The following is a 23,287-nucleotide window of genomic DNA, read 5'->3' as shown; positions in this document are numbered from 1 at the left end:
GTATCGGCTAGTACATCACCATGTCGGGCTGCATCTGCTTGGCCCAGGCCACGATCCCGCCCTGCAAGTGGACCGCGTCGGAGAAGCCGGCCTTCTTCACCGCGGCCAACGCCTCGGCGGAGCGCACGCCGGTCTTGCAGTACAGCACCGTGGTGCGGTCCTGGGGCAGCTTGGCCAGACCCTCACCCGAACTGATCAACGATTTCGGGATGAGCTGAGCGCCGTCGATGTGCACGATGTCCCACTCAACCTGCTCGCGAACGTCGATCAGGGCCAGCTTTTTGCCGGAGTCCATCATCTCGCGCAGTTCCTGCGGGGTGATGGTCGAGCCGCTGGCGGCATGGACGGCATCGTCGGACACCACACCGCAGAACTGCTCGTAATCGACCAGTTCGGTGATCTTGGGCGTGGCCGGGTCCTTGCGGATCCTGATCGTGCGGTAGGTCATCTCCAGCGCGTCGTAGATCATCAACCGGCCGAGCAGGGTCTCACCCAACCCGGTGATCAGCTTGATCGCCTCGGTGCCCATCACCGACGCAATCGAGGCGCAGATGATGCCCAGCACACCGCCCTCGGCGCAGGATGGCACCATCCCGGGCGGCGGCGGCTCCGGATATAGGTCGCGGTAGTTGAGGCCGCGCTCATTGCCGGCCTCATCGGCCGGAGCGTCCTCCCAAAACACCGACACTTGGCCTTCGAAGCGGTAGATCGATCCCCACACATATGGCTTTCCGGCCAGCACCGCGGCGTCGTTGACCAGATAGCGGGTGGCGAAGTTGTCGGTGCCGTCCAGTATCAGGTCGTACTGCTTGAACAGGTTGACCGCGTTCTTGGGCTCGAGCCTGACCTCGTGTAAGCGCACGTCGACCAGGGGGTTGATCGCGACAATCGAGTCACGTGCCGACTGGGCCTTGGAGCGGCCGACGTCAGCCACGCCATGGATGATCTGACGCTGCAGATTGGACTCGTCCACGACGTCGAAGTCGACGATGCCGATGGTGCCGACGCCGGCGGCCGCCAGGTACAGCAACGCCGGTGATCCGAGCCCGCCCGCCCCAATCACCAGCACGCGCGCGCTCTTGAGTCTCTTCTGCCCGTCGACCCCTAGGTCGGGAATGATGAGATGACGGCTGTACCGGGCCACCTCGTCACGGCTCAGCTCGGCTGCGGGCTCAACTAGTGGCGGCAGTGATGTCTGGGATGTCGACACCTAAACATCTCCTCGGCTTCGCTTCGATCAGCTCTAACCATCACATCAGTTGCCCGGAGCAACGGCAAACATGCCGGGAAGCTTCCCGGACTCATCGCCGAGCTAGGCGATCGGGTACGGCCACGGATTGAACCGGCACGTCTTGCCGTCCGCCTTGACCCATTCGGGGTCAAACTTGGCGCCGTCGTCGTTGGACGTGGAGAACGTCTGCTGCATCATCACCGGCGCCAGGGCGCCCTGCTTGTCGCACGGTTCGTGGCGCAGGTACCCGATGCCGTGCCCGACTTCATGGTTGATTACGTACTGCCGGTAGGACCCGACGTCGCCTTCGAACGGAACCGCGCCACGCACCCAGCGCGCCTCATTGAGGAACACCCGTGACTGCCGGTCCGCCCCGAACGAAGGGTTGTAGCAGGAAGTCTCCAGCCGGAATTCATAGCCGCATCCCTCACGCACCGTCATCGGTGACACCAGCGAAATGCGGAAGTCGGGCTTGCCCGCACTGGCTCCGTCGACGCGAACAAACGCGAATTGCGGGTTGTGGGTCCAGCCCTTCGGATTGGCCAGCGTCTGGTCAACCATTTGGGCAAACGCGCTGTCACCGCCGTACATGGTGGGGTCGAGACCGTTCTCGATCTCGACGGTGTACCTGAACACCTTGGCCGTGCCCTGACCGACCTGTGCCGTCGCGCCCGGAACCAGGCGGTAGGTCTTCTCGCCCGCTTCGGTGAAGGGGCCGCCCTCGGGCAATGTCCCGGCCGGCAGGTTGGCGTCGAACGCCGCCAAGCCCCGAGGCGGTGTGTCGAGGATCGCGGTACCCACCACGCCGATAGCCGGTGGGTCGTGGATGGCCTGGGCCACCGCCCGCTTGGGCGCACTCGTTCCGGTCACCGTCTGGTAGATCACCACCGCGGTGACCACGACCAGAACCGGCAATGCATAGGCACGCCAGCCGTAGGTGGACACGAACCGTCCTAACCAGGTTTGTTTGCGCCAGCGACGCGGCCGGTCGCGGTCGGCCCGAGCCCTTCCGGCGGCCGGGGCGAGCGGGTCGCGCTGTGCACGCAGTGGCTCGCGCCACTGCTCATGCAGCACGGGAACTCGACCGGTGCTGCTCACAGGCCGCGGGAACGTCATTTCCCCAGGATCGCACAGCCGGCTCCGCCTGCGAGCCCTGGCGCGCCCGAATGCACCGCCCAAGTCGGCTCGCTGTCACGATCGATAACGCCCATTTGGGCCGGTGGGACGCCTGGGGTAGTAATGTCGTTGCGACACACGTGCGGCCGCGGGGATGGGAAAGTGGCCCGGAAAATCAGCGCGAATCAGATTGAGGACCGATGAGCGATCTCGCCAAGGCCGCGCAACGGCGCGCCGTCAGATCGGCCGAACGCGGTCGGCCGGCCGACGCCGCGGTGACCTCGAGCCGGCGCGGAAACCGGCTACCCCGCGATGAGCGCCGTGGCCAATTGTTGGTCGTAGCCAGCGACGTGTTTGTCGACCATGGCTACCACGCGGCCGGCATGGACGAGATCGCCGACCGCGCGGGTGTGAGTAAACCCGTTCTGTATCAACACTTTTCGAGCAAGCTAGAACTGTATCTGGCGGTGCTTCATCGGCACGTGGACAACCTGGTTTACGGTGTGCAGCAGGCGCTACGCACCACCACCGACAACCGACAGCGGTTGCATGCCGCGGTTCAGGCGTTCTTTGACTTCATCGAGCACGACAGCCAGGGCTACCGCCTGATCTTCGAAAACGACTACGTCACCGAACCCGAGGTCGCCGCACAGGTGCGGGTAGCCACCGAATCCTGCATCGACGCGGTATTCGCCCTAATCGCCGAGGATTCCGGGCTAGAGCCGCATCGTGCCCGGATGATCGCCGTGGGCCTGGTCGGCATGAGCGTCGACGCCGCAAGGTACTGGCTGGATGCCGATCGTCCGATTTCTAAATCGGATGCGGTCGAGGGCACCGTCCAGTTCGCCTGGGGTGGGCTCTCCCACGTGCCGCTTACTCGCTCGTAGCCGCTCTCGCGACGGCCTCAGCACCGATTCCGAAGCCGACCCGGCGGGCGTCGGCGACCCCGATCTCGACGTAGGCAATCTTTGCAGTGTTGACCATGAAGCGACGGCCACGCTCGTCGGTGAGATTCAACACACCGGAACCCTCGCGCAGCGCGCTGCTCACCAGCTCTTCAACCTCATCAGGCGTCTGCGTACTGGAGAACACCAGCTCGCGCGGACTTTCCGTGATACCAATCTTGACCTCCACGGTCGCCCCTTCCGTTGGCATTTCGTCGCAGGCGTGTCAGCAGCAGGCTAGTGGACACGCCGCGGGCGCATTGCGCCACGGGCCCTTACGGGCGGTTCGCGGCTAGCGAAACGGCTTAATTACGGTTCGGTCCCAGCCGGGTTTACCCGCCCCCGCGATGCCCGACCGCCCGCCCCCGCGTCGATAACATTGGCACCATCAGTAACACAGTTAACACCCTCTATGACGACGTCCGGGACTACCCGGACGACGAGAGCTATGACACCACCGGAGCCGGCTCCTATGGTGAAGAAGGCTACGGAGAGCTGGCATGGCCGGCCGATAGTCGATGGCGCCCAGTCGCCGCGATCGTCGGCGGTGTGGTGGCGCTGGGCGCTCTCGCGACCGCGGTCATCATCAACAGCGGAGACAGCGCTACCACCAAGGCCACCGTCGGAGCGCCCGCGCCGCGGCCGGTTCTGTCAACCACCCCGCGATCGACGGCCCCGCCCAGCATGGCACCCCGTGTCGCGCCCACATCTCCGCCAAGCACCTTGCGGCCCCAGCTACCTCCGGAGACGGTTACTACCCTGACGCCGAGCAGTCCCTGGCCCAGTACCGCGCCGCGAACACCCACCGCCGTACCGCCGCAAACCGCCGCACCGCCGGGCGCCGCGCTGAGTCCGCGCACCGTCGTCTACAGCGTGACCGGAACAAAGCAGCTCCTCGACCTGGTGAACGTGGTCTACACAGATGAGCGGGGCTTCCTCAAGACGGACGTCAACGTGGCGCTGCCGTGGACGAAGGTGGTGGTGTTGAACCCGGGCGTGCAGACCGAGTCGGTCATCGCGACCAGCCTCCGCGGTCGTCTCAATTGCGCGATCGTCAACGCCCAGGGTCAGCTGGTCGTGGCGTCGACCAGCTACGGGATCATCGCGACCTGCACACGTTAGCTAAGGCCGAGTTCCCGCATCCGTTGATCGTGGGTGTGTTGGAGGCGGTCGAAGAATGCCCCGAGCTGGCTAAGGCCGCCGGTACCAGCTACCACCAGATCGACCAGCTCATCGTGATCGGCCAGCAGGAACTGGGCCTGGGTGATCGCTTCGCCGAGTAGCCGGCGAGACCACAGCGCCAGCCGGCTGCGCTGTTTGCCGCTGGCGGTCACCGCGGCACGTACCTCGGCAACGACAAATTGGGAGTGCCCAGTCTCCGACAACGCCGCTCGCACGACGTGGGCAACCTCGTCCGGCAGCCCGTCGGCGATCTCCAGATACAAATCGGCGGCCAGGGCGTCACCGACGTAGGTCTTCACCAGGGCTTCCAACCACGTGCTCGGCGTCGTAAGCCGGTGGTAATTTTCCAGCGCCGACACGTACTTCGACATTGCCGGTACCACATCGACACCACGACGTTCCAGCGCATCGCGCAGCAGCTCATAGTGCCCCATCTCGGCGGCGGCAATGCTCGCCATCGAGATCCGCCCCTGCAGATTCGGCGCCATCCGCGCCTCATCGGTAAGCCGGTAGAACGCCGCCACCTCGCCGTAGGCCAGCAAAGCGAACAACTCGTTGACGCCGGGATGATCCGCCGGTAGCCGTGGCCTCGGCGAATTGGCCACCTGGTCGGCGGATGAGGGCGAGGGCATGGCCACACTCTAGTCGGCAGGCACGAAAGGAAATGGAGCGTGCTGGCGACCAGTTATCATTCCTATAGGTGGTGGCTGCATCTGGTGTGCTGTCACTATCGGCGAAATGTGCGTGCACGTAGCTGGCCCGCCCGGATGGTGTATTGGAGCCGGCGCCTCGGCGACGTATCGGAGTCGGAACTCGTGCGCGCGTGAACCGCGACAGAGAAACACCGACACACGACCGATACCGTCACCGAAAGGTTCTGCAACCACGTATGACCGCGCTCAAAAGCACAACTGAACCGTCGTTTGCCAAACTTGGAGTCCGCGACGAAATTGTCCGCGCACTAGCCGAAAAGGGCATCCAGACACCCTTTGCTATTCAAGAACTCACCCTGCCGCTCGCGCTCAACGGCGAAGACGTCATTGGCCAGGCCCGCACCGGAATGGGCAAGACCTTCGCGTTCGGCGTTCCGCTGCTGCAGCGCATCTCCTCCGGTACCGGAGTACGGCCACTCACCGGAGCTCCGCGGGCGCTGGTGGTGGTGCCCACCCGCGAGCTGTGTCTGCAGGTGACCGATGACCTCGCCACCGCCGCAAAATACCTCGTCGCCGACGACGAGCGACAGCTCACCGTGGTATCCATCTACGGGGGGCGGGCCTACGAGCCGCAAATCGAGGCACTGCACAAGGGCGCCGATGTGGTGGTGGGCACTCCCGGCCGCCTGCTCGACCTGTGCCAGCAGGGCCACCTGCAGCTCGGCGGCTTGTCGGTGCTGGTCCTCGACGAGGCCGACGAGATGCTGGACCTGGGCTTCCTGCCCGACATCGAGCGCATCTTGCGTCAGATCCCCGCCGACCGGCAGTCGATGTTGTTCTCGGCGACCATGCCGGATCCGATCATCACGCTGGCGCGCACCTTCATGGACCAGCCCACCCACATCCGGGCGGAGGCACCGCACTCTCTGGCCGTGCACGACACCACCGAGCAGTTCGTTTACCGCGCCCACGCGTTGGACAAGGTCGAGCTGGTCAGCCGGGTGCTGCAGGCACGTGACCGGGGCGCGACGATGATCTTCACCCGCACCAAGCGCACCGCGCAGAAGGTGGCCGATGAGTTGAACGAGCGCGGCTTCGCGGTGGGCGCGGTACACGGTGACCTCGGACAGATAGCGCGCGAGAAGGCGCTCAAAGCGTTCCGGGGCGGGGACATCGACGTGCTGGTGGCCACCGACGTGGCTGCGCGTGGCATCGACATCGACGACGTGACTCACGTCATCAACTACCAGTGCCCCGAGGACGAGAAGATGTACGTCCACCGCATCGGGCGCACCGGCCGCGCCGGCCGCACTGGAGTCGCCATCACCCTGGTGGACTGGGACGAGCTGGAGCGATGGGCGATGATCGATAAGGCGCTGGGTCTGGGCTCCCCCGATCCGGCGGAGACGTACTCCAACTCGCCGCACCTGTACTCCGAGTTAGACATCCCGGCCGAGGCCGGAGGCACTGTCGGCCCGGCGCGCAAATCGCAGGTCAAACGCCGCTCAGACGGCCAAGCCGACGCGGGAGACAGAGACGGCCAAAAGGCTCAACGCACGCGCAGCAGCTCACGCCGACGGCGCACCCGTGGCGGCAAGCCGATCACCGGGCACCCCGGCACCAACACCCCCGCCAGTGGTGATGCCGCTCCAGAAACGGGTCCTTGCACTGGGTCCGACTCTTCGTCAGCCGCCTCCGGGACCGCCCGGCGCCGCCGTCGCCGCCGCAAGCCCGCGGACGCCACCACGCCGGCCAACTAAGCCGGCCCACCTCTCCGGCATGGCCAAACCCGAACGCCGCACCAAGGCCGACATCGTGGCGGCCGTGACGATCGCGGTCGTCGTCGCCGTGGTGGCGGTGCTGATCTGGTGGACCAGCGATGCCCGGGCCACCGTCAGCCGACCGGCCGCCGTTCCGGCGCCGAATCCGGCCCCAGCCCGGGAAGTCCCGGCCACGCTGCAGCAGTTGTGGACCGCTTCCAGCCCCGCTACCCGGGCACCCGTGGCGGTGGGCGGGACGGTGGTCACGGCGAATGGCCGCCAGGTGGAAGGGCGCGACCCGGCCACCGGAGCGTCACTGTGGAGCTACGCCCGTGACACCGACCTGTGCGGGGTGACCTGGATCTACCGCTACGCCGTCGCGGTCTATCACGATGATCGGGGATGCGGTCAGGTCAGCACGATCGATGGGTCCACCGGCCGTCGCGGCCCCGCCCGCAGCAGCTACGCCGATCCGCGCGTCCGGCTCTCCACAGATGGCACGACGGTGTTGTCTGCCGGCAATACCCGCCTAGAACTGTGGCGTTCGGACATGGTCCGGATGTTGTCCTACGGCGAGACCGACGCGCGGGTGAAACCCTCAAACCGGGGCCTGCATTCCGGATGCACGCTGGAGTCGGCGAGCGCCAGCTCGTCGGCGGTATCGGTGCTCGAGGTCTGCGGGAACCAGGCTGACCTGCGGCTCGTCCTGCTGCGCCCGGGTAAGGAAGAAGACGAACCCCAGCAGCAGTTTGTGGCCGAACCCGGCATCCGGCCGGGTTCGGGGGCGCGGGTGCTGGTCGTGTCGCAAAACCGGACCGCGGTGTACCTGCCAACCCCACAGCCTCGAGTCGACGTGATCGACGAGACCGGCACCACGGTGTCGAGCACACTGCTGGCCAAGCCGCCGTCGCCATCGGCGGTGATGTCACAAACCGGCAACCTGGTGACCTGGTGGACCGGCGATACATTGATGGTTTTTGACGCGGCCAACCTGACCCAGCGCTACACCATCGTCGCGGGCGAGACGGCTGCCCCCTTGGGACCGGGCGTGATGATGGCCGGTCAGCTGCTCGTGCCAGTGACTGGCGCGATCGGCGTCTATGACCCGATCACCGGGGCGAACAATCGCTACATCCCGGTGAATCGGCCGACGAATGCCTCGGCGGTTATCCCGACCGTTTCGGGTTCAAAGGTGATCGAACAACGCGGCGACACCGTGGTGACCCTGGGCTAGCCCGCGCGAGCAGACGCAAAAGCCCCTATTTCCGCAGGAAATAGGGGCTTTTGCGTCTGCTCGCGCTGTTACAGCTCCACTGTGAACGTGGGCAGCGGCTTGCCGGACTTCCAGTGTTTGAGCAACGCCTGCGCCAGCTCGCGATAGGCCACCGCGCCCTTGTTCTTGCGGCCTGCCAGCACCGACGAACCCGAGGCACTGGCCTCAGCGAAGCGCACCGTGCGTGGGATCGGCGGCGCCAGCACCGGCAGCTCGTAACGGTCGGCAACGTCGAGCAGCACGTCGCGAGTATGCGTGGTTCGCGAGTCGTACAGCGTCGGCAACGCACCCAACATCCGCAGCTTCGGGTTGGTGATCTGCTGGACATCGGCGACCGTGCGCAGGAATTGGCCAACGCCGCGGTGGGCCAGCGTCTCGCACTGCAACGGCACGATCACCTCGTCGGCGGCTGTCAGGCCGTTAAGGGTGAGCACACCCAGCGACGGCGGGCAGTCGATGATGACTACGTCGAACTCGTCGTCAAGCTTGGTCAGCGCGCGTCTGAGGGCATACTCGCGACCGGCGCGCATCAGTAGCATCGCCTCAGCGCCGGCCAGGTCAATGTTGGCTGGCAACAGCGTCATTCCCTCTGCCGTCGTGACCAACGCGGCGTTCGGTTCGACCTCACCGAGGAGCACCTCGTGGACGGACACCGGAAGTTTGTCGGGATCTTGACCAAGGGAGAACGTCAAGCAACCCTGCGGGTCCAGATCGACGAGCAGCACTCGCCGTCCCTTATCCACCATCGCCGCACCCAGCGAGGCAACCGTCGTCGTCTTGGCCACCCCACCCTTCTGGTTGGCCACCGCCAGCACCCTCGTGTTCGTCACAAGCCCCATCCTGGCATGCTCGCCGCGGCTCGCTTCGAGCAGCGGCGGCGTGGGTCCGGCGTGTCTCAGGCAGAATCTGTCGGCATGGGCTTGCACAATCCTTGGTCGGGGCACCGACTGCTGCTACTGCGCCACGGCGAGACCGAATGGTCGAAATCGGGACAGCACACCGGCCGTAGCGACATCGAGCTGACCGAAGCTGGCCGCGCGCAGGCCAAGCTGGCCGGGCAGACACTGGCTCAACTCGAGCTTGATGACCCGGTGGTGATCAGCAGCCCACGTCAACGATGCTTGGTCACCGCCGAGTTAGCCGGGCTGACCGTTGACGAGGTATCTCCGCTGCTCGCTGAGTGGGATTACGGTTCCTACGAAGGCTTGACGACGCGGGAGATACAGCAATCCGTACCCGATTGGCTGGTGTGGACACACGGATGCCCGGATGGTGAAAGTGTTACGCAGGTCAGCGATCGCGCCGATCGCGCCGTTGCGATGGCGCTCGAGCATATGACGTCGCGTGATGTGTTGTTCGTCAGCCACGGCCACTTCTCGCGCGCGGTGATCACGCGTTGGGTCGAGTTGCCGCTGACCGAAGGCAGTCGGTTCGGCATGGTGACCGCCTCGATTGCTGTCTGTGGGTTCGAGCATGGGGTGCGCCAGCTCTGTGTGCTCGGGTTGACCGGTCATCCGGTCAATTGATAGCCAGCGAACCGCCGTTCGTCCTGTGCGGCTCAGGGGGCGCACTGGTTGCCGACGGGGTAAGGACGCGTTATCGCGACCTGCCCGCGGCACAGGCGGCTCTGCGCTCCGGAGAGGCGCCAATGTTGTTGGGCGGGCTGCCTTTTGATGTAAGCAGGCCAGCAGCGCTGATGGTACCGGGTGCGGTGCGGCGCCTCGAGGGACTGCCCCGGTGGCCAACCGACGCACTGCCGGCCGTCCGCGTTGGCGCCGCCATCCCGTCGCTGGCTGACTACCGCGACCAGATCAGCCGCGCACGGGATCAGCTTGCCGCGCCGGACAACTCGCTGTGCAAGGTGGTACTGGCCCGATCGTTGCAGCTGACCGCCGACGCACCGCTGGACGCCCGCGTCGTCCTGCGCCGGCTGGTAGCAGCCGACCCAACGGCCTATGGCTATCTCGTCGACCTGACCTCCGCTGGTGACGACTACACTGGGGCGGCTCTGGTGGGCGCTACCCCAGAACTCCTGGTCGCACGGTTCGCCGATCGCGTCGTGTGTCAGCCGCTCGCCGGCACGGCACCGCGTGCCGAAGAGCCCGACGTCGACGCCGCCAACGGCGCCGCGCTGGCCGCTTCGGCCAAGAACCGCCACGAGCACCAATTGGTCATCGACAGCATGCGCGCAGCCCTCGAGCCACTGTGCGAGGACCTCACCATCGCATCTGAGCCACAGCTGAGCCGCACCGCTGCCGTTTGGCACCTGTGCACACCAATCACTGGCCGACTACGCGACACCTTAACTACCGCAATCGATCTGGCGTTGGCGCTGCACCCCACCCCCGCGGTCGGAGGAGTTCCGACCAGCGCGGCCACCGAGCTCATCGCCGAGCTTGAAGGCGACCGCGGCTTCTACGCAGGTGCCGTGGGATGGTGTGATGCGCGGGGCGACGGCCGCTGGGTGGTATCGATCCGTTGCGCACAATTATCGGCCGATCGGCGCACCGCGCTCGCGCGTGCGGGCGGCGGCATTGTCGCCGAATCCGATCCCGACGACGAAGTCGAGGAAACCACAACGAAATTCGCCACCATATTGACCGCGCTGGGAGTCGAGCCATGACCCGCAATGTCCGCCGCGCCGTACCGGAAGACAGCGCCGAAATTGCAGCCATGATCCACGAACTCGCCGAATTCGAGCATGCCGCCGACCAATGCACGGTCACCGAAACTCAAATATCGGCAGCACTTTTCGGCAATTCACCGACGGTGCAAGGACACGTCGCCGAGATTAACGGCGAGATCGCCGCGATGGCGCTGTGGTTTCTCAACTTTTCCACTTGGGATGGCGTCGCGGGCATCTACCTGGAAGACATTTACGTGCGCCCGAGATTTCGCCGCCGCGGCCTAGCCCGTGGTTTACTGGCCACGCTGGCCAAAGAATGCGTCGACAACGGCTACACGCGGCTGGTATGGGCGGTGCTGAACTGGAATTCGGATGCCATCGCGCTCTACGACCAGATCGGCGGGCAGCCGCAACGCGAGTGGACTACCTATCGGCTGTCCGGCCCGCGATTGGCGGCGCTGGCCGAACCACGCTGATCACCGCGGGCGGCCCAGCGCAGGGAAGGCGGACTGAAGAGCAATCCGAGCGCGGCGAGCGCCACGATCCCCACCGGGATCCCAATCGCCAGCTGATGCGAACCCACAGCCAGATACCACGCCACCGGCAGCAGCAACAGCTGGGCGAACACCGCCAGCCCGCGGCCCCACCGCTTGCCGGCTATCAGGGCGCAGCCACCGGCCAACACCCCACCACCGACCAGCGCGAACCAGCCTGCGGTTCCCAGCCCGTTTACTATGTGCTGGTCGGCGCCCGCGAGTCCGCGCACCACCAGCACCGCGGCCATTACCAGCGCCGCCGCACCCTGAACGACGACGATCAGGCCGGCTCCACGCACGGTCGTCGGGGCGCGAACAGTCACAGGGTCAGCGTAGTCATGCGGGCCCTTCGCGATCGACGGCGTCGAGTGTGAGCTGAGGGCTTTGAGTGTGCCGCTAGGGCGACCAAATCGCGAAACCCCCACCCTACAAACACACTCAGGGCCGCCAGTACACACTCGATGCCCGGCCCGATCGCGCGCTCCTCGCGCCGCTACGCGGCAAGCATCGTCGCCACGCTCAAGCCGGATCGCGCGGCTCCTCCTCGCGCCGCTACGCGGCGCGCATCGTCGCCACGCTCAAGCCCGATCGCGCGCTCCTCGCGCCGCTACGCGGCAAGCATCGTCGCCACGCTCAAGCCCGATCGCGCGCTCCTCGCGCCGCTACGCGGCGCGCATCGTCGCCACGCTCAAGCCGGATCGCGCGGCTCCTCCTCGCGCCGCTACGCGGCAAGCATCGTCGCCACGCTCAAGCCCGATCGCGCGCTCCTCGCGCCGCTACGCGGCGCGCATCGTCGCCACGCCTAAGCTCATGGCTCATGCGAGCCGTGCTGATCGTCAACCCCACCGCGACTACCATCACGCCGGCCGCTCGGGACCTAGTCGCACACGCGCTCAAGAGTCGCCTTCAACTCACCGTCGAACACACCAAACACCGCGGTCACGCCGCTGAACTCGGCCAGGCAGCTGTTGCGGACGGTGTTGACCTGGTTGTCGTGCATGGTGGCGACGGCACGGTGAGCGGGGTGGTCAACGGCATGCTGGGCAGCCCCGCCACGACGCAGGCCGGACCTGTGCCGGCAGTCGCGATCGTCCCAGGAGGCTCGGCGAATGTGCTGGCCAGGGTTCTGGGAATATCGCCCGACCCGCTCGCCGCCACTAACCAGCTCATCCAGTTGCTCGACGACTACCACCGCCACCAGCAATGGCGTCGAATCGGGCTGATCGACTGCGGTGAGCGCTGGGCCGTGTTCAACACCGGAATGGGTGTCGACGCCGAAGTGGTGGCCGCGGTGGAGGCCGAACGCGATAAGGGTGGCAAAGTTACGGCCTGGCGGTATATCCGGGCGGCGGTGCCCGCTGTGTGGGGCTACACGCGCCGCGAACCCACCCTCAAGCTGGAACTTCCCAATCGTGAACCGATTACGGGTGTGAGCTTCATCTTCGTGTCCAACGCCAGTCCATGGACCTACGCAAACAACCGGCCGGTTTGGACCAATCCCGCCTGCACGTTCGAGTCCGGTTTGGGCGTCTTCGCCCCCACGACCATGAAGACGATCCCCACCCTGCGGATTGTCCGGCAGATGTTCGCAAAACGGCCGAAGTTCAACTTCAAGCAACTGATCACCGAGGACGATGTCCCCTACCTGACGATCACCAGCACTGGGGAACCCGCGGCCTGTCAGTTCGACGGGGATTACCTCGGCGTGCGCGAAACCATGACCTTCCGCGCAGTTCCGGAGGTATTGTCGGTGGTCGCACCCCCCGCAAAAAATAGGCCTGACCTGCGACAATCAAAGATGTGACAAGGTTGCGACGCAAATGTTCGGCACAAAGGACGGTTAGTGTAGTACAACAGAGTGAGGGGTTTGGTGACAGAACGTCTGACAGAACGTCAAAGTGAGATAGCCCACGCGCTTACGTAACACTATTGACATCTGTTGGGCCTGTGAAACGATCAAAAGGTTGCATGCAGAGAGATGTAGAGGTACGGAAACCTTTCTTGTGCACGCGTTAACCGCCAAGAAAAATCGCCCGTGCGCACTGCTGCGCACATAGTGAGGAGTAACTACTAATGGATTGGCGCCACAAGGCGGTCTGCCGTGACGAGGATCCCGAGCTGTTCTTCCCGGTTGGGAACAGCGGCCCGGCGCTTGCGCAGATCGCTGACGCGAAACTGGTCTGCAATCGGTGTCCGGTGACCACAGAGTGTCTCAGCTGGGCTCTGAATACCGGCCAGGACTCGGGTGTCTGGGGCGGCATGAGCGAAGATGAGCGGCGCGCGCTAAAGCGCCGCAACGCCCGGACGAAGGCCCGAAGCGGAGTCTGAAAGACCCGGTCTCCGAACAGTGCGGCCCCGACCATCGTCGGGGCCGCACTGTTGTGTGAACCGCTACAACACCAACCGCCCCCGGCGACCAATCGGAACCCGCAGCACCACATCTGTGCCGCGATTGGGGGCTTCGCGCATCCCCAGCGAGCCATCCAGCTCGGCAGATACCAAGGTTCGAACGATCTGCAGTCCCAGGCTGTCGGATTTCTCCAGGCTGAATCCATCTGGTAACCCACGCCCGTCGTCGTGCACCACGACATCGAGCCAGCGTGCCGATCGCTCAGCACGAATCGTCACCGATCCCTCTTCGGCTGTCGGGTCGAACGCATGCTCGATCGCATTCTGCACCAGTTCGGTGATCACCATGATCAGGGCCGTCGCCCGATCGGAGTCCAGCACCCCGAGGTCGCCCACCCGGTTGATCCGGATCGGCGTGCCCACGGACGCCACATCGTTCATGATCGGCAGGATTCGGTCTATGACCTCGTCGAGGTTGACTTGCTCGTCAACCGACATCGATAACGCGTCGTGGACCAACGCAATCGACGACACCCGGCGAACGGACTCGATCAGTGCCTCCCGACCTTCGGCGTTGGCCGTGCGTCGAGCCTGCAGCCGCAGCAGTGCGGCCACGGTTTGCAGATTGTTCTTCACCCGGTGATGGATTTCGCGAATGGTGGCGTCCTTGGAAATCAGGGCGCGGTCCCGGCGCTTCACCTCGGTGACATCGCGGATCAATATCGCGGCACCGGCGTTGCGACCATGCACCACCAGCGGCAGCGTCCGCAGCAGCACGGTGGCGTCGCCGGCATCGACCTCCATCCGCATGCTCGCCCCGCCGGCAAGCAAGTCCAGCACATGCTCGGCCACCTCCTGCGCCTCGAACGGGTCCGAGATCAGCGGCCGGGTGACTCTGATGAGGTTGTGGCCTTCCAGCTCGCTGGTCAGGCCCATCCTGTGGTAGGCCGACAGCGCGTTAGGGCTGGCGTATGCGACAACACCATCGACATCGAGGCGCATGAAGCCATCGCCTGCCCGTGGGGTGGATCGCGACATGGCCACATCCCCGACGTCGGGGAAAGTGCCCTCCGCCAGCATGTGCAGCAGGTCTGTGGCGGTATCCCGGTAGGCCGTCTCCAGGCCGCCCGAACTGCGACGGGCCGTCAGTTCGGTCTGGTGCTGCGTCAGCACCGCCACCACCCGGTCGCGAAATCGCACCGGAGAGGAATCAACATTCGGACCGGGAAGTTGCCGCGAATGGTCCTGGCCCCCATTACTTTCCCGCCGCGCAGCGCCGGATGCGAAGGTCTCGGCCACCAGCGGCAGCCTGTCGGCGGCGACCACCCTGCCCACCGCATCGGTCTGCAGCGCCGTCGGCGCGGTGTTCGGACGGCATTGCGCAACGCAGACCAGGACGCCGTCGTCTCGGCGAACCCACATCAAGTAATCGGCGAACGATAGATCGGCAAGCAGCTGCCACTCTCCGACCACGGCATGCAAATGGTCGACCGCGTTTCCCGGCAGGACCGTATGTTCGGCCAGCAGGTTACCGAGAGTGGACATGCAGGTATGAAAGATCCAACGGCTAGCTGATCACGGCGATAAGGTCGCCGGCCTGAATGACATCGCCCACCGACACGCTCACCTTACTAACGGTCCCGGCGACTTCGGCCAGGACGGGAATCTCCATCTTCATCGACTCCAGCAGGACCACGGTGTCACCCTTGGCGATTTGGTCGCCTTCGCTGACAACGACTTCGAGCACGCTGGCCACGATCTCGGCTCGAACATCCTCGGACATCTTCACCCCACTCGTTTCGGCCATTACGCACGCTGACGGCTGCTTCATCGGGCGTCAATCAGTCATGTATATCGAACCATAAGATCGCTCGGGACCGCGGCATGCGGGCTAACGGTGGCCTACCACGCGTCGCGTGAGACACTGGACAACAACCGGGCGCACGTTAGCAGCCCTGCATTTGACGAACTACGGAGGTTCCCGAGATGGCCAAGCGTGGCCGCAAGAAGCGCGACCGCAAGTACAGCAAAGCCAACCACGGCAAGCGGCCCAACGCGTAGCGCGGGAAGCCTACTGCCCACGTCGAATAATTGTGGTCCGGCGGATTTCCATCCGGAGGCGTTCCCTTAGGCCCTCGGGAGCCTTTTCGCCTTGGCACTTGGTGGCGATCAACGCCTTGATGCGCTCCTCGAGCCCGTAATGCTTGAGACAGCCGGGACACGCCTCCAGATGGCGGCGCAGCTTCGCGCGAGTCTCCGGGGTGCATTCACCGTCGAGCAGGGTCCAGACCTCGGCGATGACCTGCTCACACCCGTAGTAGTCGAGTGACTCACCGCCGTCCGGGCAAGTGTCGGATGGGCCGGGAAACTCGCTCATGACGACACCTCCTCGTGCGTCTGCTCGCCACGGACAAAGCCTCGCTCTTTGGCCACATCAGCCAACAGACCACGCAGCTGGCGCCGGCCACGGTGAAGCCTCGACATCACGGTCCCGATCGGGGTGTCCATGATCTCGGCAATCTCTTTATAGGGGAAACCTTCGACGTCGGCGTAGTAAACCGCCATCCGGAACTCTTCCGGCAGCGCCTGCAGCGCTTCTTTAATCTCGGTGTCCGGCAACGCCTCAAGGGCTTCGACCTCGGCCGAGCGCAGCCCGCTCGAGGAATGCTCGGCGTTGGACGCCAGTTGCCAGTCGGTGATCTCCTCGGTCGGATACTCCGCCGGCTGCCGCTGCTTCTTGCGATAGCCGTTGATGTAGGTGTTGGTGAGGATCCGGTACAGCCACGCCTTGAGGTTCGTGCCTTCCCGGAATGAACGGAATCCCGCATAGGCCTTGACCATCGTTTCCTGGACCAGATCCTCGGCATCGGCGGGATTGCGTGTCATGCGCAGCGCGCCGCCGTACAGCTGGTCCAACAGCGGAATGGCGTCGCGTTCGAAACGCGCCGTCAGTTCCTCGTCCGTCTCCTCAAGCGGCGCAGGCTCGGAAATCTCCGACCCCGTCGCATCATCGATGTCGGCCATCTTGATTAGCCCGGTCCCTTCGGTTGCGGTGTCACTGGACGCCAAGACGCTCATCACCGTTGACACCTGACCCTCCTCCCAATCTAGAGGCTGGTACCGACACAAGAAACCGCCCCAATCAACGCCCATTAACCGGCGTGCTATTTCCAGGGCCTACTGCGTTACTGTGACGCCATGTCCCTCAACGGCAAAACCATGTTCATCTCTGGCGCTAGTCGCGGGATCGGCCTTGCGATCGCCAAACGCGCCGCACAAGACGGCGCCAACATCGCCCTGATCGCCAAGACCGCGGAACCGCACCCGAAGCTGCCGGGAACCGTGTACACCGCCGCCAAGGAACTAGAAGAAGCCGGCGGTCAGGCCCTGCCGATCGTCGGCGACGTCCGCGACCCGGATTCCGTCGCGTCCGCGGTGGCCCAGACCGTCGAGCAATTCGGCGGCATTGACATCTGCGTCAACAACGCGTCGGCGATCAACCTCGGGTCCATCACCGACGTGCCGATGAAGCGCTTCGATCTGATGAACGGCATCCAGGTGCGCGGCACGTACGCGGTGTCGCAGGCCTGTATACCGCACATGAAGGGACGGGAGAACCCGCACATCCTGACGCTCTCGCCGCCGGTGTTGCTGGACAAGAAGTGGCTAAAGCCAACGGCTTACATGATGGCCAAGTTCGGTATGACGTTGTGTGCGCTGGGGATCGCCGAGGAGATGCGCGCCGAGGGCATCGCGTCCAACACCTTGTGGCCGCGCACCCTGGTGGCCACCGCCGCGGTGCAGAACCTGCTCGGCGGTGACGAGGCGATGGCGCGGGCCCGCAAGCCGGAGGTCTATGCCGACGCGGCCTACGTCATCCTCAACAAGAACTCGCGCGAGTACACCGGTAACTCCGTGCTTTGCGAGGACGTGCTGGTGGAATCCGGTGTTGCCGACTTGTCGGTCTATGACTGCGTGCCGGGGTCGAACCTTGGCGTCGACCTGTGGGTGGAAGAAGTCAACCCGCCGGGGTATGTGCAGCCGTAGCACTGCCCGCCGCCGGTAACCGCTACTGCTGTGTCACCCTGGACAGCTCGAACCGGCGGATCTCCAGGCGACCAGTCCGCAGCCCGACCTTGATGGGATACGCGATATGGGTGTGACGCTGCAGGTCGCCGACCGGTACCGGGGCGCCGGTACGCAGTTGCCAGGAGGGAAAGCGGCGCAGTAGATCCGCTTCGCAGATGCCGGCGACAATGCCTGGGTCCTCGTGAATCCGGCCATGATCACCAAGGCTTCGGGCCCGCGACGCGGGTAACACCGTCGGCATAGCCGCCCCCCTGGTCGCCGGACAGACCGCAATAGCAACCGCTGCTGAAGCCCTTGATTCGTCCACGACCTACAGGAGCGTGATCTGTTCAGGCTGCGGTTCGGCCGGCTCCAGGAGCTCGGGCCCGTTGTTGCCCACGCTGTTGACCAATGTCGACACCTGACGTAGCTCAATGTCACGCACGTCCGGCGGGCGGACGAGCAGCTCCGGATCCAGCGGGGCGTCGGGATTCAGCCAGGCATCCCAATCCTTTTCGGCCAGCATCAGCGGCATCCGATCGTGGATCTTGGCAAGCTCGCCAACCGCGTCGGTGGTGATGATCGTGCAGCTCAGCAGCGGCTTCGCGTCTTTGGCGGGCTTCCAGACAGTCCAGAGGCCGGCCAGGCACACCAGGCGGCCGTCGTCGCGGTGGATGAAGAACGGCGTCTTGGCGGCCTTCGTGCCCGAATCGGCGTTGGCTCGCCATTCGTACCAGCCATCCATCGGCACCAGGCAGCGCTTGCGCTGCGCCGAATTCCGGAATGCCGGCGAGGTTTCGACCTTGTCGGCGCGGGCGTTGATCAGCAGCGGGCCTTTGGTGTCTGGCGCGCCGGCGGGACCGGCCTTGGTCCACGGCGGAATCAACCCCCAGCGCATGAGTCGTACCCGGCGGGTGGGCTCGTCGTCGGGCTCGCTGTGACGAGTCACCACGGTCGCTACCGTGTCGGTGGGAGCCACGTTGTAATTGGGCGCCGATGCACCGGATTCGGTTGTCTCGTCAATCGCACTTATCTTCTCGGCCAGCAAGGCGGGATCGGTGGTGACCGCAAAGCGTCCGCACATTCCTCCATGGTGCCTGGTGCACATGACACCCGCCGACACGGCAGGATGAAGCGGTGAGCAGCACGTGGCCGGCCCCCTTCGCGTCCATGCCCGTGGACGCGACCGTGACCGTTCCTGGCTCGAAATCCCAGACCAACCGCGCGCTGGTGCTGGCTGCGCTGGCGGCTGCACAGGGCCAAGGCTCCGCAACCATTGCCGGTGCGCTGCGCAGCCGGGACACCGACCTGATGATCGGAGCGCTGCGAACCCTGGGGTTGCGCATCGACGGCGACGGGCGCGAACTGATGGTCAGCGGGCGCATCGCACCCGGCCCCGACGCCCGAGTGGACTGCGGCCTGGCCGGGACCGTGTTGCGTTTCGTTCCGCCGCTGGCCGCGCTGAGCGCCGAGCCCGTCACCTTCGACGGCGACGAACAAGCTCGCGGCCGCCCGATCGCACCGCTGCTGGACGCGCTGCGCGGTCTCGGCGTCCCAGTCGACGGAACCGGTCTACCATTCCGGGTACAGGGCAGCGGATCCGTCACCGGGGGCACCGTGGCCATCGACGCGTCGGCGTCGTCGCAATTCGTGTCCGGCTTGCTGTTGTCCGGGGCATCGTTCACCGAAGGCCTGATCGTGCACCACACCGGTCCGACCCTGCCGTCAGCGCCGCACATCGCGATGACGGTGGCCATGCTGCGTCAAGCCGGCGTCGACGTCGACGATTCGGTGCCCAACCGTTGGCAGGTGCGCGCCGGCCCGGTCGCCGCCCGCCATTGGGAAGTCGAACCCGACCTGACCAACGCGGTGGCATTCCTGGCGGCCGCGGTGGTCACTGGTGGAAAGGTACGCATCGCCGGCTGGCCGGGGGTCAGCGTGCAGCCAGCCGAGCACATCATTGACATCCTGCAAAGGCTGAATACCGTTGTCACCCACAATGATTCGTTCCTCCAAGGATGCGGGCCGGCCGGCTACGGCGGATTCGAGGTCGACCTGCGCGCCGTCGGCGAGCTCACACCCTCGGTCACGGCGCTGGCGGCGCTGGCCACACCCGGATCGGTATCACGGCTGAGCGGCATCGCCCATCTGCGGGGCCACGAAACCGACCGGCTCGCCGCGCTGAGCGCCGAGATCAACCGGCTCGGCGGCGACTGCCGGCAGACCTCCGACGGTCTGCTCATCACCGCCACACCCCTGCGGCCCGGCATTTGGCGGGCGTATGCCGATCACCGGATGGCGATGGCCGGTGCGATCATCGGGCTACGGGTCGCCGGAGTCCAGGTCGACGACATCGCCGCCACCACCAAGACTCTGCCTGAGTTCCCGCAACTATGGGCCGATATGGTCCGGGGGTCGGGTTGAGACCGGGCGACTACGACGAGTCCGATGTCAAGGTCCGCTCTGGTCGCGGTTCGCGACCACGGACCAAAACCCGTCCCGAGCACGCCGACGCCGAGGCCGCCATGGTGGTGAGCGTCGACCGCGGCCGGTGGGGCTGCGTGCTGGGCGGAGACCCGGCTCGTCGGGTCACCGCGATGCGGGCACGCGAGCTCGGCCGCACCCCGATCGTCGTCGGCGACGACGTCGACATCGTCGGCGATCTGTCCGGACGCCCGGACACGCTGGCCCGCATCGTGCGGCGGGGCGAGCGACGAACGGTGTTGCGGCGCACCGCCGATGACACCGACCCCACTGAACGCGTGGTGGTCGCCAACGCAGACCAACTGCTGATCGTGGTGGCGCTCGCGGACCCGCCACCGCGCACCGGCCTAGTCGATCGCGCGTTGATCGCCGCCTACGCCGGTGGCCTGACACCCATTCTGTGCCTGACGAAGACCGACCTGGCCCCACCCGGACCGTTCGCCGAGCAGTTCGTGGACCTGGACCTGACGGTGATCGCCGCGGGTGTGGACGATCCCTTGCTCGCGGTGGCGGACCTGCTCGATCGCAACATCACCGTGCTGCTTGGACATTCTGGGGTCGGCAAGTCGACATTGGTGAATCGTCTTGTGCCCGAAGCCGATCGGGCGGTCGGCGAAGTCACGGAGATCGGCCGCGGACGACATACTTCCACGCAGTCGGTGGCGCTGCCACTCGAAGGTTCGGGTTGGGTGGTCGACACTCCGGGGATCCGATCGTTCGGGTTGGCCCATATCCGGCCCGACGACGTGCTGTTGGCGTTCTCCGACCTCGCAGAGGCGACTCAGGACTGTCCGCGCGGCTGCGGACACATGGGACCGCCGGCCGACCCCGAATGTGCGCTGGACGGCTTGTCCGGAACGGCTGTGCGCCGCGTGGCCGCGACCCGGCGGCTACTCGCGACGCTCAGGGAGACTTGACGGCCCGCGAGGGTGCGTGTCTGTACACCGACACGCCGCTAAACGCGTACGTTTACGCACCCTCGCGACGGCCAGACCGGGACACCAACCGCATGCCGAGCTCGTCGGGTGGCACCAGGTGCCCGTCGGCGCAGCGCATTTGGACCTCCGCGTCGGCGCCGCAGCCCAGATGAGTCAACCGAAGCCGGTCGCGGCCCGGCAGGTGCCGCTGCCCCCATTGGAACATCGCCCAGACCACCGGCATAAACGCGATGCCGGTGTCGGTGAGCACGTACTCGTCACGGCCACGCTGCCCGGGCTCTCGGTAGGGCTGGCGCCGCAGCAGGCCGATGCCGACCAGTTCGGCCAGCCGGGCGGAGGTGGCGGCCTTGGTGATGCCCACCCGGCGCGCGAAGTCGTCGAAACGGGTTGTGCCGTAGTAGGCCTCGCGCATGATGAGCATTGCGGATTTGGTGCCGACGACCGCCATGGTCCTCTCGATCGCGCATTCCCCGATCGCCGACCAAGCGTCCCGGTCAGCGAGTGGGCCCTGCAGCAGTGTCACGTAAATCACCTCCCCCTCTGGGTTGCGTTTAGTATACCCAGATGTTATAGCTGGGTATAGCGATCGATACTTAGCTTCGAGGAGGAGCCATGTCCCGTGACGCCGTCATCGTCGGCGCTGTCCGCACCCCCATTGGCAAGGGCAAGGCCGGCGGCGCGCTGCACGACGTGCTGCCGGCCGACCTGCTGGCCCACAGCCTGCGCGAACTTGTCAACCGGACCGGCGTGGACCCGGTCCAGATCGACGACGTGATCGCCGGCGCCGTCACCCAGGTCGGTGACCAGGCTGTCAACATCGCCCGTAACGCCTTGCTCGGAGCCGGTTTCCCCGAGTCGGTCCCCGGAACCACTGTGGACCGCCAGTGCGGCAGCAGCCAACAGGCCATCAGTTTCGCCGCACAGGGCGTGCTCTCCGGGGCCTACGACATCGTGGTGGCCGCGGGTGTGGAGTCGATGGGCCGCGTTCCGATGGGCTCGTCGGTGCTGCCGGGCAGCAACCCGTTCGGCGAGGACATGGCGCGGCGCTATCCCGATGGCTTGGTGCCGCAAGGAATCAGCGCCGAGCTGATTGCCGCGCGGTGGGGCTTGTCGCGCACCCAGCTCGACGAGTTCTCCGCGGCAAGCCATGACAAGGCCGCCCGAGCCACCAAGGACGGACTCTTCGACAACGAACTCGTCCCGATAGCCGGGCTTACCACCGACGAGATCATCCGGCCCGGCACGACGGTCGAGACACTGGCCCCACTGCCACCCGCGTTTTACAACGAGACGATGAAAGCCCGCTTCCCACAGATCAATTGGGAGATCACGGCGGGTAACTCCTCGCCCCTGTCTGACGGCAGCGCCGCGGTCATGATCACCAGCAGCGAGGTCGCCAAGAACCTGGGCCTGCGGCCACTGGCGCGCATCCACACCACAACGGTGGTGGGCTCCGACCCGCTGTACATGCTGACCGGAGTCATCCCGGCCACCGCAAAAGCTCTACAACGTGCCGGCCTGACGCTCGCCGATATCGACCTGTTCGAGGTCAATGAGGCGTTTGCACCCGTCGTGCTCGCCTGGGCGCACGACACCGGCGCCGATCTGGCCAGGACCAACGTCAACGGCGGCGCCATCGCGATCGGCCACCCGCTGGGCGCCAGCGGCGCCCGCATCATGACCACGCTGGTCAACGCGCTGCAGCAACGCGGTGGGCGCTACGGGCTGCAGACGATGTGCGAAGGCGGCGGCATGGCCAACGCCACCATCATCGAGCGGCTCGACTAGGGCACGGTATCTGAAACGCAGTTCCAGGGTGTACGGGTGCGCTACGACAGCACGAAGCCGTACGCCGAGCTGCTCGCCGCGTTGCTGGCCGCCATCGGCGAAAGGCCGGTTCTGATCAACGGCTTCGCGACAGGGCTCGACAGCTGGAAGGTCTATCAGGCCGAGGCCGAATCTCATGTCGGCCCGACATACGTCAGGCCGTCATCGCTGATGGTCGTCGAGAGCAATCCCGAGCTGCTCAGCACCGCACGCCAGCAACCGTAGCGAGATCGACGTTTTGCAGGTCGCCTCTCGCACTTTGTCTGCAAAATGTCGATCTCGCGGCTGTTTGCCAGTCAG

The 23,287-nt window shown here is 65.6% G+C and carries 29 protein-coding genes; 16 read left to right on the top strand and 13 right to left on the bottom strand.

The window, feature by feature from the left end; translation table 11 throughout:
• Positions 1 to 7 precede the first annotated feature (7 nt).
• Both moeZ and AADZ78_RS06680 read right to left on the bottom strand, forming a co-directional pair.
• A complete protein-coding gene (moeZ, locus tag AADZ78_RS06685) occupies positions 8 to 1,210 on the bottom strand; it encodes an adenylyltransferase/sulfurtransferase MoeZ (RefSeq protein ID WP_085252024.1) in 1,203 nt (400 codons plus the stop codon).
• Positions 1,211 to 1,312: 102 nt separating this feature from the next.
• Positions 1,313 to 2,347 (bottom strand): DUF3152 domain-containing protein, encoded by a 1,035-nt coding sequence (locus AADZ78_RS06680; RefSeq protein ID WP_085252023.1) that lies wholly within the window; start codon positions 2,345 to 2,347, stop codon positions 1,313 to 1,315.
• A 200-nt stretch (positions 2,348 to 2,547) separates the two neighbouring features.
• Here AADZ78_RS06680 and AADZ78_RS06675 point away from each other — a divergent pair, with 200 nt between their 5' ends.
• Positions 2,548 to 3,234, top strand: coding sequence for a TetR/AcrR family transcriptional regulator (locus AADZ78_RS06675; RefSeq protein ID WP_085252022.1), 687 nt, complete (start codon positions 2,548 to 2,550; stop codon positions 3,232 to 3,234).
• Here the strand turns inward: AADZ78_RS06675 and AADZ78_RS06670 are convergent.
• Positions 3,221 to 3,481 carry a DUF3107 domain-containing protein gene (locus tag AADZ78_RS06670; protein WP_085252038.1) on the bottom strand — a complete coding sequence of 87 codons (261 nt, stop codon included), beginning with the start codon at positions 3,479 to 3,481 and terminating at the stop codon, positions 3,221 to 3,223. The genes AADZ78_RS06675 and AADZ78_RS06670 overlap by 14 nt on opposite strands.
• 197 nt (positions 3,482 to 3,678) lie before the next feature.
• Here AADZ78_RS06670 and AADZ78_RS06665 point away from each other — a divergent pair, with 197 nt between their 5' ends.
• Positions 3,679 to 4,413, top strand: a complete 735-nt coding sequence (locus tag AADZ78_RS06665) for a hypothetical protein (protein ID WP_139828907.1) — start codon at positions 3,679 to 3,681, stop codon at positions 4,411 to 4,413.
• Here AADZ78_RS06665 and AADZ78_RS06660 read toward each other — a convergent pair.
• Positions 4,410 to 5,105, bottom strand: a complete 696-nt coding sequence (locus AADZ78_RS06660; RefSeq protein WP_085252021.1) for a ferritin-like fold-containing protein — start codon at positions 5,103 to 5,105, stop codon at positions 4,410 to 4,412. The two genes, AADZ78_RS06665 and AADZ78_RS06660, sit on opposite strands and share 4 nt — an antisense overlap.
• 257 nt (positions 5,106 to 5,362) lie before the next feature.
• On the opposite strand from AADZ78_RS06660, the gene AADZ78_RS06655 reads away from it, so the two are divergent.
• Entirely contained in the window at positions 5,363 to 6,886 is a 1,524-nt protein-coding gene (locus AADZ78_RS06655; RefSeq protein WP_085252020.1) for a DEAD/DEAH box helicase, read from the top strand.
• Positions 6,887 to 6,905: 19 nt separating this feature from the next.
• Positions 6,906 to 8,120 (top strand): PQQ-binding-like beta-propeller repeat protein, encoded by a 1,215-nt coding sequence (locus AADZ78_RS06650; protein ID WP_085252019.1) that lies wholly within the window; start codon positions 6,906 to 6,908, stop codon positions 8,118 to 8,120.
• Between the two features lie 68 nt (positions 8,121 to 8,188).
• Here the strand turns inward: AADZ78_RS06650 and AADZ78_RS06645 are convergent, their stop codons facing one another.
• Positions 8,189 to 8,989, bottom strand: coding sequence for a ParA family protein (locus AADZ78_RS06645; protein WP_085252036.1), 801 nt, complete (start codon positions 8,987 to 8,989; stop codon positions 8,189 to 8,191).
• A gap of 84 nt (positions 8,990 to 9,073) precedes the next feature.
• Between AADZ78_RS06645 and AADZ78_RS06640 the strand changes: the two genes are divergently transcribed.
• Genes AADZ78_RS06640 through AADZ78_RS06630 form a run of 3 tightly spaced genes read left to right on the top strand, consistent with a single transcriptional unit; the run spans position 9,074 to position 11,261 of the window.
• Complete coding sequence (locus tag AADZ78_RS06640; protein ID WP_085252035.1) at positions 9,074 to 9,685, top strand: acid phosphatase; 612 nt, start codon at positions 9,074 to 9,076, stop codon at positions 9,683 to 9,685.
• Complete coding sequence (locus tag AADZ78_RS06635; protein WP_085252018.1) at positions 9,682 to 10,782, top strand: isochorismate synthase; 1,101 nt, start codon at positions 9,682 to 9,684, stop codon at positions 10,780 to 10,782. The genes AADZ78_RS06640 and AADZ78_RS06635 overlap by 4 nt, the downstream gene beginning before the upstream one ends.
• Complete coding sequence (locus AADZ78_RS06630; protein WP_085252017.1) at positions 10,779 to 11,261, top strand: GNAT family N-acetyltransferase; 483 nt, start codon at positions 10,779 to 10,781, stop codon at positions 11,259 to 11,261. The genes AADZ78_RS06635 and AADZ78_RS06630 overlap by 4 nt, the downstream gene beginning before the upstream one ends.
• On the opposite strand, the gene AADZ78_RS06625 is transcribed toward AADZ78_RS06630, so the two are convergent.
• Positions 11,213 to 11,644 (bottom strand): hypothetical protein, encoded by a 432-nt coding sequence (locus AADZ78_RS06625; protein ID WP_085252016.1) that lies wholly within the window; start codon positions 11,642 to 11,644, stop codon positions 11,213 to 11,215. The genes AADZ78_RS06630 and AADZ78_RS06625 overlap by 49 nt on opposite strands.
• A 138-nt stretch (positions 11,645 to 11,782) precedes the next feature.
• On the opposite strand from AADZ78_RS06625, the gene AADZ78_RS06620 reads away from it, so the two are divergent.
• The 3 genes from AADZ78_RS06620 to whiB1 all read left to right on the top strand — a co-directional run bounded on the left by AADZ78_RS06620 (position 11,783) and on the right by whiB1 (position 13,649).
• A complete protein-coding gene (locus tag AADZ78_RS06620; RefSeq protein ID WP_264033369.1) occupies positions 11,783 to 12,127 on the top strand; it encodes a hypothetical protein in 345 nt (114 codons plus the stop codon).
• Positions 12,128 to 12,138: 11 nt separating this feature from the next.
• Entirely contained in the window at positions 12,139 to 13,125 is a 987-nt protein-coding gene (locus AADZ78_RS06615) for a diacylglycerol/lipid kinase family protein (protein WP_085252015.1), read from the top strand.
• 269 nt (positions 13,126 to 13,394) lie between these two features.
• Positions 13,395 to 13,649: a transcriptional regulator WhiB1 gene (gene whiB1 / locus AADZ78_RS06610; RefSeq protein WP_023371700.1), complete on the top strand. Its 255-nt coding sequence runs from the start codon at positions 13,395 to 13,397 to the stop codon at positions 13,647 to 13,649.
• A gap of 63 nt (positions 13,650 to 13,712) precedes the next feature.
• Here the strand turns inward: whiB1 and AADZ78_RS06605 are convergent, their stop codons facing one another.
• On the bottom strand, positions 13,713 to 15,215 hold the full coding sequence (locus AADZ78_RS06605) for a sensor histidine kinase (RefSeq protein WP_085252014.1): 1,503 nt from the start codon (positions 15,213 to 15,215) through the stop codon (positions 13,713 to 13,715).
• A 22-nt stretch (positions 15,216 to 15,237) separates the two neighbouring features.
• Positions 15,238 to 15,453 (bottom strand): biotin/lipoyl-binding carrier protein, encoded by a 216-nt coding sequence (locus AADZ78_RS06600; protein WP_085252034.1) that lies wholly within the window; start codon positions 15,451 to 15,453, stop codon positions 15,238 to 15,240.
• A gap of 203 nt (positions 15,454 to 15,656) precedes the next feature.
• On the opposite strand from AADZ78_RS06600, the gene AADZ78_RS28955 reads away from it, so the two are divergent.
• The gene (locus AADZ78_RS28955; protein ID WP_089025046.1) at positions 15,657 to 15,731 is read left to right on the top strand and encodes a 50S ribosomal protein bL37; all 75 of its coding nucleotides are present in this window, start codon (positions 15,657 to 15,659) and stop codon (positions 15,729 to 15,731) included.
• Positions 15,732 to 15,741: 10 nt separating this feature from the next.
• On the opposite strand, the gene rsrA is transcribed toward AADZ78_RS28955, so the two are convergent.
• Both rsrA and AADZ78_RS06590 read right to left on the bottom strand, forming a co-directional pair.
• Complete coding sequence (gene rsrA, locus AADZ78_RS06595) at positions 15,742 to 16,047, bottom strand: mycothiol system anti-sigma-R factor (RefSeq protein WP_085252013.1); 306 nt, start codon at positions 16,045 to 16,047, stop codon at positions 15,742 to 15,744.
• On the bottom strand, positions 16,044 to 16,694 hold the full coding sequence (locus AADZ78_RS06590) for a sigma-70 family RNA polymerase sigma factor (RefSeq protein ID WP_139828909.1): 651 nt from the start codon (positions 16,692 to 16,694) through the stop codon (positions 16,044 to 16,046). The genes rsrA and AADZ78_RS06590 overlap by 4 nt, the downstream gene beginning before the upstream one ends.
• Before the next feature lie 174 nt (positions 16,695 to 16,868).
• Between AADZ78_RS06590 and AADZ78_RS06585 the strand changes: the two genes are divergently transcribed.
• On the top strand, positions 16,869 to 17,717 hold the full coding sequence (locus AADZ78_RS06585; protein ID WP_085252011.1) for an SDR family oxidoreductase: 849 nt from the start codon (positions 16,869 to 16,871) through the stop codon (positions 17,715 to 17,717).
• Positions 17,718 to 17,739: 22 nt separating this feature from the next.
• Here the strand turns inward: AADZ78_RS06585 and AADZ78_RS06580 are convergent, their stop codons facing one another.
• Both AADZ78_RS06580 and AADZ78_RS06575 read right to left on the bottom strand, forming a co-directional pair.
• Positions 17,740 to 18,000 (bottom strand): hypothetical protein, encoded by a 261-nt coding sequence (locus AADZ78_RS06580; protein ID WP_085252010.1) that lies wholly within the window; start codon positions 17,998 to 18,000, stop codon positions 17,740 to 17,742.
• Between the two features lie 69 nt (positions 18,001 to 18,069).
• Positions 18,070 to 18,822: an SOS response-associated peptidase gene (locus tag AADZ78_RS06575; protein WP_085252009.1), complete on the bottom strand. Its 753-nt coding sequence runs from the start codon at positions 18,820 to 18,822 to the stop codon at positions 18,070 to 18,072.
• An 86-nt stretch (positions 18,823 to 18,908) separates the two neighbouring features.
• Here AADZ78_RS06575 and aroA point away from each other — a divergent pair, with 86 nt between their 5' ends.
• Both aroA and rsgA read left to right on the top strand, forming a co-directional pair.
• On the top strand, positions 18,909 to 20,162 hold the full coding sequence (gene aroA / locus AADZ78_RS06570) for a 3-phosphoshikimate 1-carboxyvinyltransferase (protein ID WP_139828908.1): 1,254 nt from the start codon (positions 18,909 to 18,911) through the stop codon (positions 20,160 to 20,162).
• Entirely contained in the window at positions 20,159 to 21,139 is a 981-nt protein-coding gene (rsgA, locus tag AADZ78_RS06565; RefSeq protein WP_085252033.1) for a ribosome small subunit-dependent GTPase A, read from the top strand. The genes aroA and rsgA overlap by 4 nt, the downstream gene beginning before the upstream one ends.
• A 52-nt stretch (positions 21,140 to 21,191) precedes the next feature.
• Here the strand turns inward: rsgA and AADZ78_RS06560 are convergent, their stop codons facing one another.
• A complete protein-coding gene (locus AADZ78_RS06560; RefSeq protein ID WP_085252032.1) occupies positions 21,192 to 21,683 on the bottom strand; it encodes a winged helix-turn-helix transcriptional regulator in 492 nt (163 codons plus the stop codon).
• A gap of 89 nt (positions 21,684 to 21,772) precedes the next feature.
• Here AADZ78_RS06560 and AADZ78_RS06555 point away from each other — a divergent pair, with 89 nt between their 5' ends.
• Both AADZ78_RS06555 and AADZ78_RS06550 read left to right on the top strand, forming a co-directional pair.
• Positions 21,773 to 22,948: a thiolase family protein gene (locus tag AADZ78_RS06555; RefSeq protein ID WP_085252007.1), complete on the top strand. Its 1,176-nt coding sequence runs from the start codon at positions 21,773 to 21,775 to the stop codon at positions 22,946 to 22,948.
• Positions 22,949 to 22,984: 36 nt separating this feature from the next.
• Positions 22,985 to 23,212, top strand: coding sequence for a hypothetical protein (locus AADZ78_RS06550; protein ID WP_085252006.1), 228 nt, complete (start codon positions 22,985 to 22,987; stop codon positions 23,210 to 23,212).
• Positions 23,213 to 23,287 lie beyond the last annotated feature (75 nt).

The organism is Mycobacterium riyadhense, assembly GCF_963853645.1.
Classification (GTDB): domain Bacteria; phylum Actinomycetota; class Actinomycetes; order Mycobacteriales; family Mycobacteriaceae; genus Mycobacterium; species Mycobacterium riyadhense.
Note: the sequence above shows the minus strand (reverse complement) of the source record. Positions and strands in the feature narration are given on the sequence as shown.

What these genes read in the sequence shown, in the direction of transcription:
- AADZ78_RS06680 (WP_085252023.1), bottom strand. Translation starts at nt 2,347, where the DNA reads ATGACGTTCCCGCGGCCTGTGAGCAGCACCGGTCGAGTTCCCGTGCTG.
- AADZ78_RS06675 (WP_085252022.1), top strand. Translation starts at nt 2,548, where the DNA reads ATGAGCGATCTCGCCAAGGCCGCGCAACGGCGCGCCGTCAGATCGGCC.
- AADZ78_RS06660 (WP_085252021.1), bottom strand. Translation starts at nt 5,105, where the DNA reads ATGCCCTCGCCCTCATCCGCCGACCAGGTGGCCAATTCGCCGAGGCCA.
- AADZ78_RS06655 (WP_085252020.1), top strand. Translation starts at nt 5,363, where the DNA reads ATGACCGCGCTCAAAAGCACAACTGAACCGTCGTTTGCCAAACTTGGA.
- AADZ78_RS06650 (WP_085252019.1), top strand. Translation starts at nt 6,906, where the DNA reads ATGGCCAAACCCGAACGCCGCACCAAGGCCGACATCGTGGCGGCCGTG.
- AADZ78_RS06640 (WP_085252035.1), top strand. Translation starts at nt 9,074, where the DNA reads ATGGGCTTGCACAATCCTTGGTCGGGGCACCGACTGCTGCTACTGCGC.
- AADZ78_RS06630 (WP_085252017.1), top strand. Translation starts at nt 10,779, where the DNA reads ATGACCCGCAATGTCCGCCGCGCCGTACCGGAAGACAGCGCCGAAATT.
- AADZ78_RS06620 (WP_264033369.1), top strand. Translation starts at nt 11,783, where the DNA reads ATGCCCGGCCCGATCGCGCGCTCCTCGCGCCGCTACGCGGCAAGCATC.
- AADZ78_RS06615 (WP_085252015.1), top strand. Translation starts at nt 12,139, where the DNA reads ATGCGAGCCGTGCTGATCGTCAACCCCACCGCGACTACCATCACGCCG.
- whiB1 (WP_023371700.1), top strand. Translation starts at nt 13,395, where the DNA reads ATGGATTGGCGCCACAAGGCGGTCTGCCGTGACGAGGATCCCGAGCTG.
- AADZ78_RS06605 (WP_085252014.1), bottom strand. Translation starts at nt 15,215, where the DNA reads ATGTCCACTCTCGGTAACCTGCTGGCCGAACATACGGTCCTGCCGGGA.
- AADZ78_RS06600 (WP_085252034.1), bottom strand. Translation starts at nt 15,453, where the DNA reads ATGTCCGAGGATGTTCGAGCCGAGATCGTGGCCAGCGTGCTCGAAGTC.
- rsrA (WP_085252013.1), bottom strand. Translation starts at nt 16,047, where the DNA reads ATGAGCGAGTTTCCCGGCCCATCCGACACTTGCCCGGACGGCGGTGAG.
- AADZ78_RS06590 (WP_139828909.1), bottom strand. Translation starts at nt 16,694, where the DNA reads ATGGCCGACATCGATGATGCGACGGGGTCGGAGATTTCCGAGCCTGCG.
- AADZ78_RS06585 (WP_085252011.1), top strand. Translation starts at nt 16,869, where the DNA reads ATGTCCCTCAACGGCAAAACCATGTTCATCTCTGGCGCTAGTCGCGGG.
- AADZ78_RS06580 (WP_085252010.1), bottom strand. Translation starts at nt 18,000, where the DNA reads ATGCCGACGGTGTTACCCGCGTCGCGGGCCCGAAGCCTTGGTGATCAT.
- AADZ78_RS06575 (WP_085252009.1), bottom strand. Translation starts at nt 18,822, where the DNA reads ATGTGCGGACGCTTTGCGGTCACCACCGATCCCGCCTTGCTGGCCGAG.
- aroA (WP_139828908.1), top strand. Translation starts at nt 18,909, where the DNA reads ATGCCCGTGGACGCGACCGTGACCGTTCCTGGCTCGAAATCCCAGACC.
- AADZ78_RS06555 (WP_085252007.1), top strand. Translation starts at nt 21,773, where the DNA reads ATGTCCCGTGACGCCGTCATCGTCGGCGCTGTCCGCACCCCCATTGGC.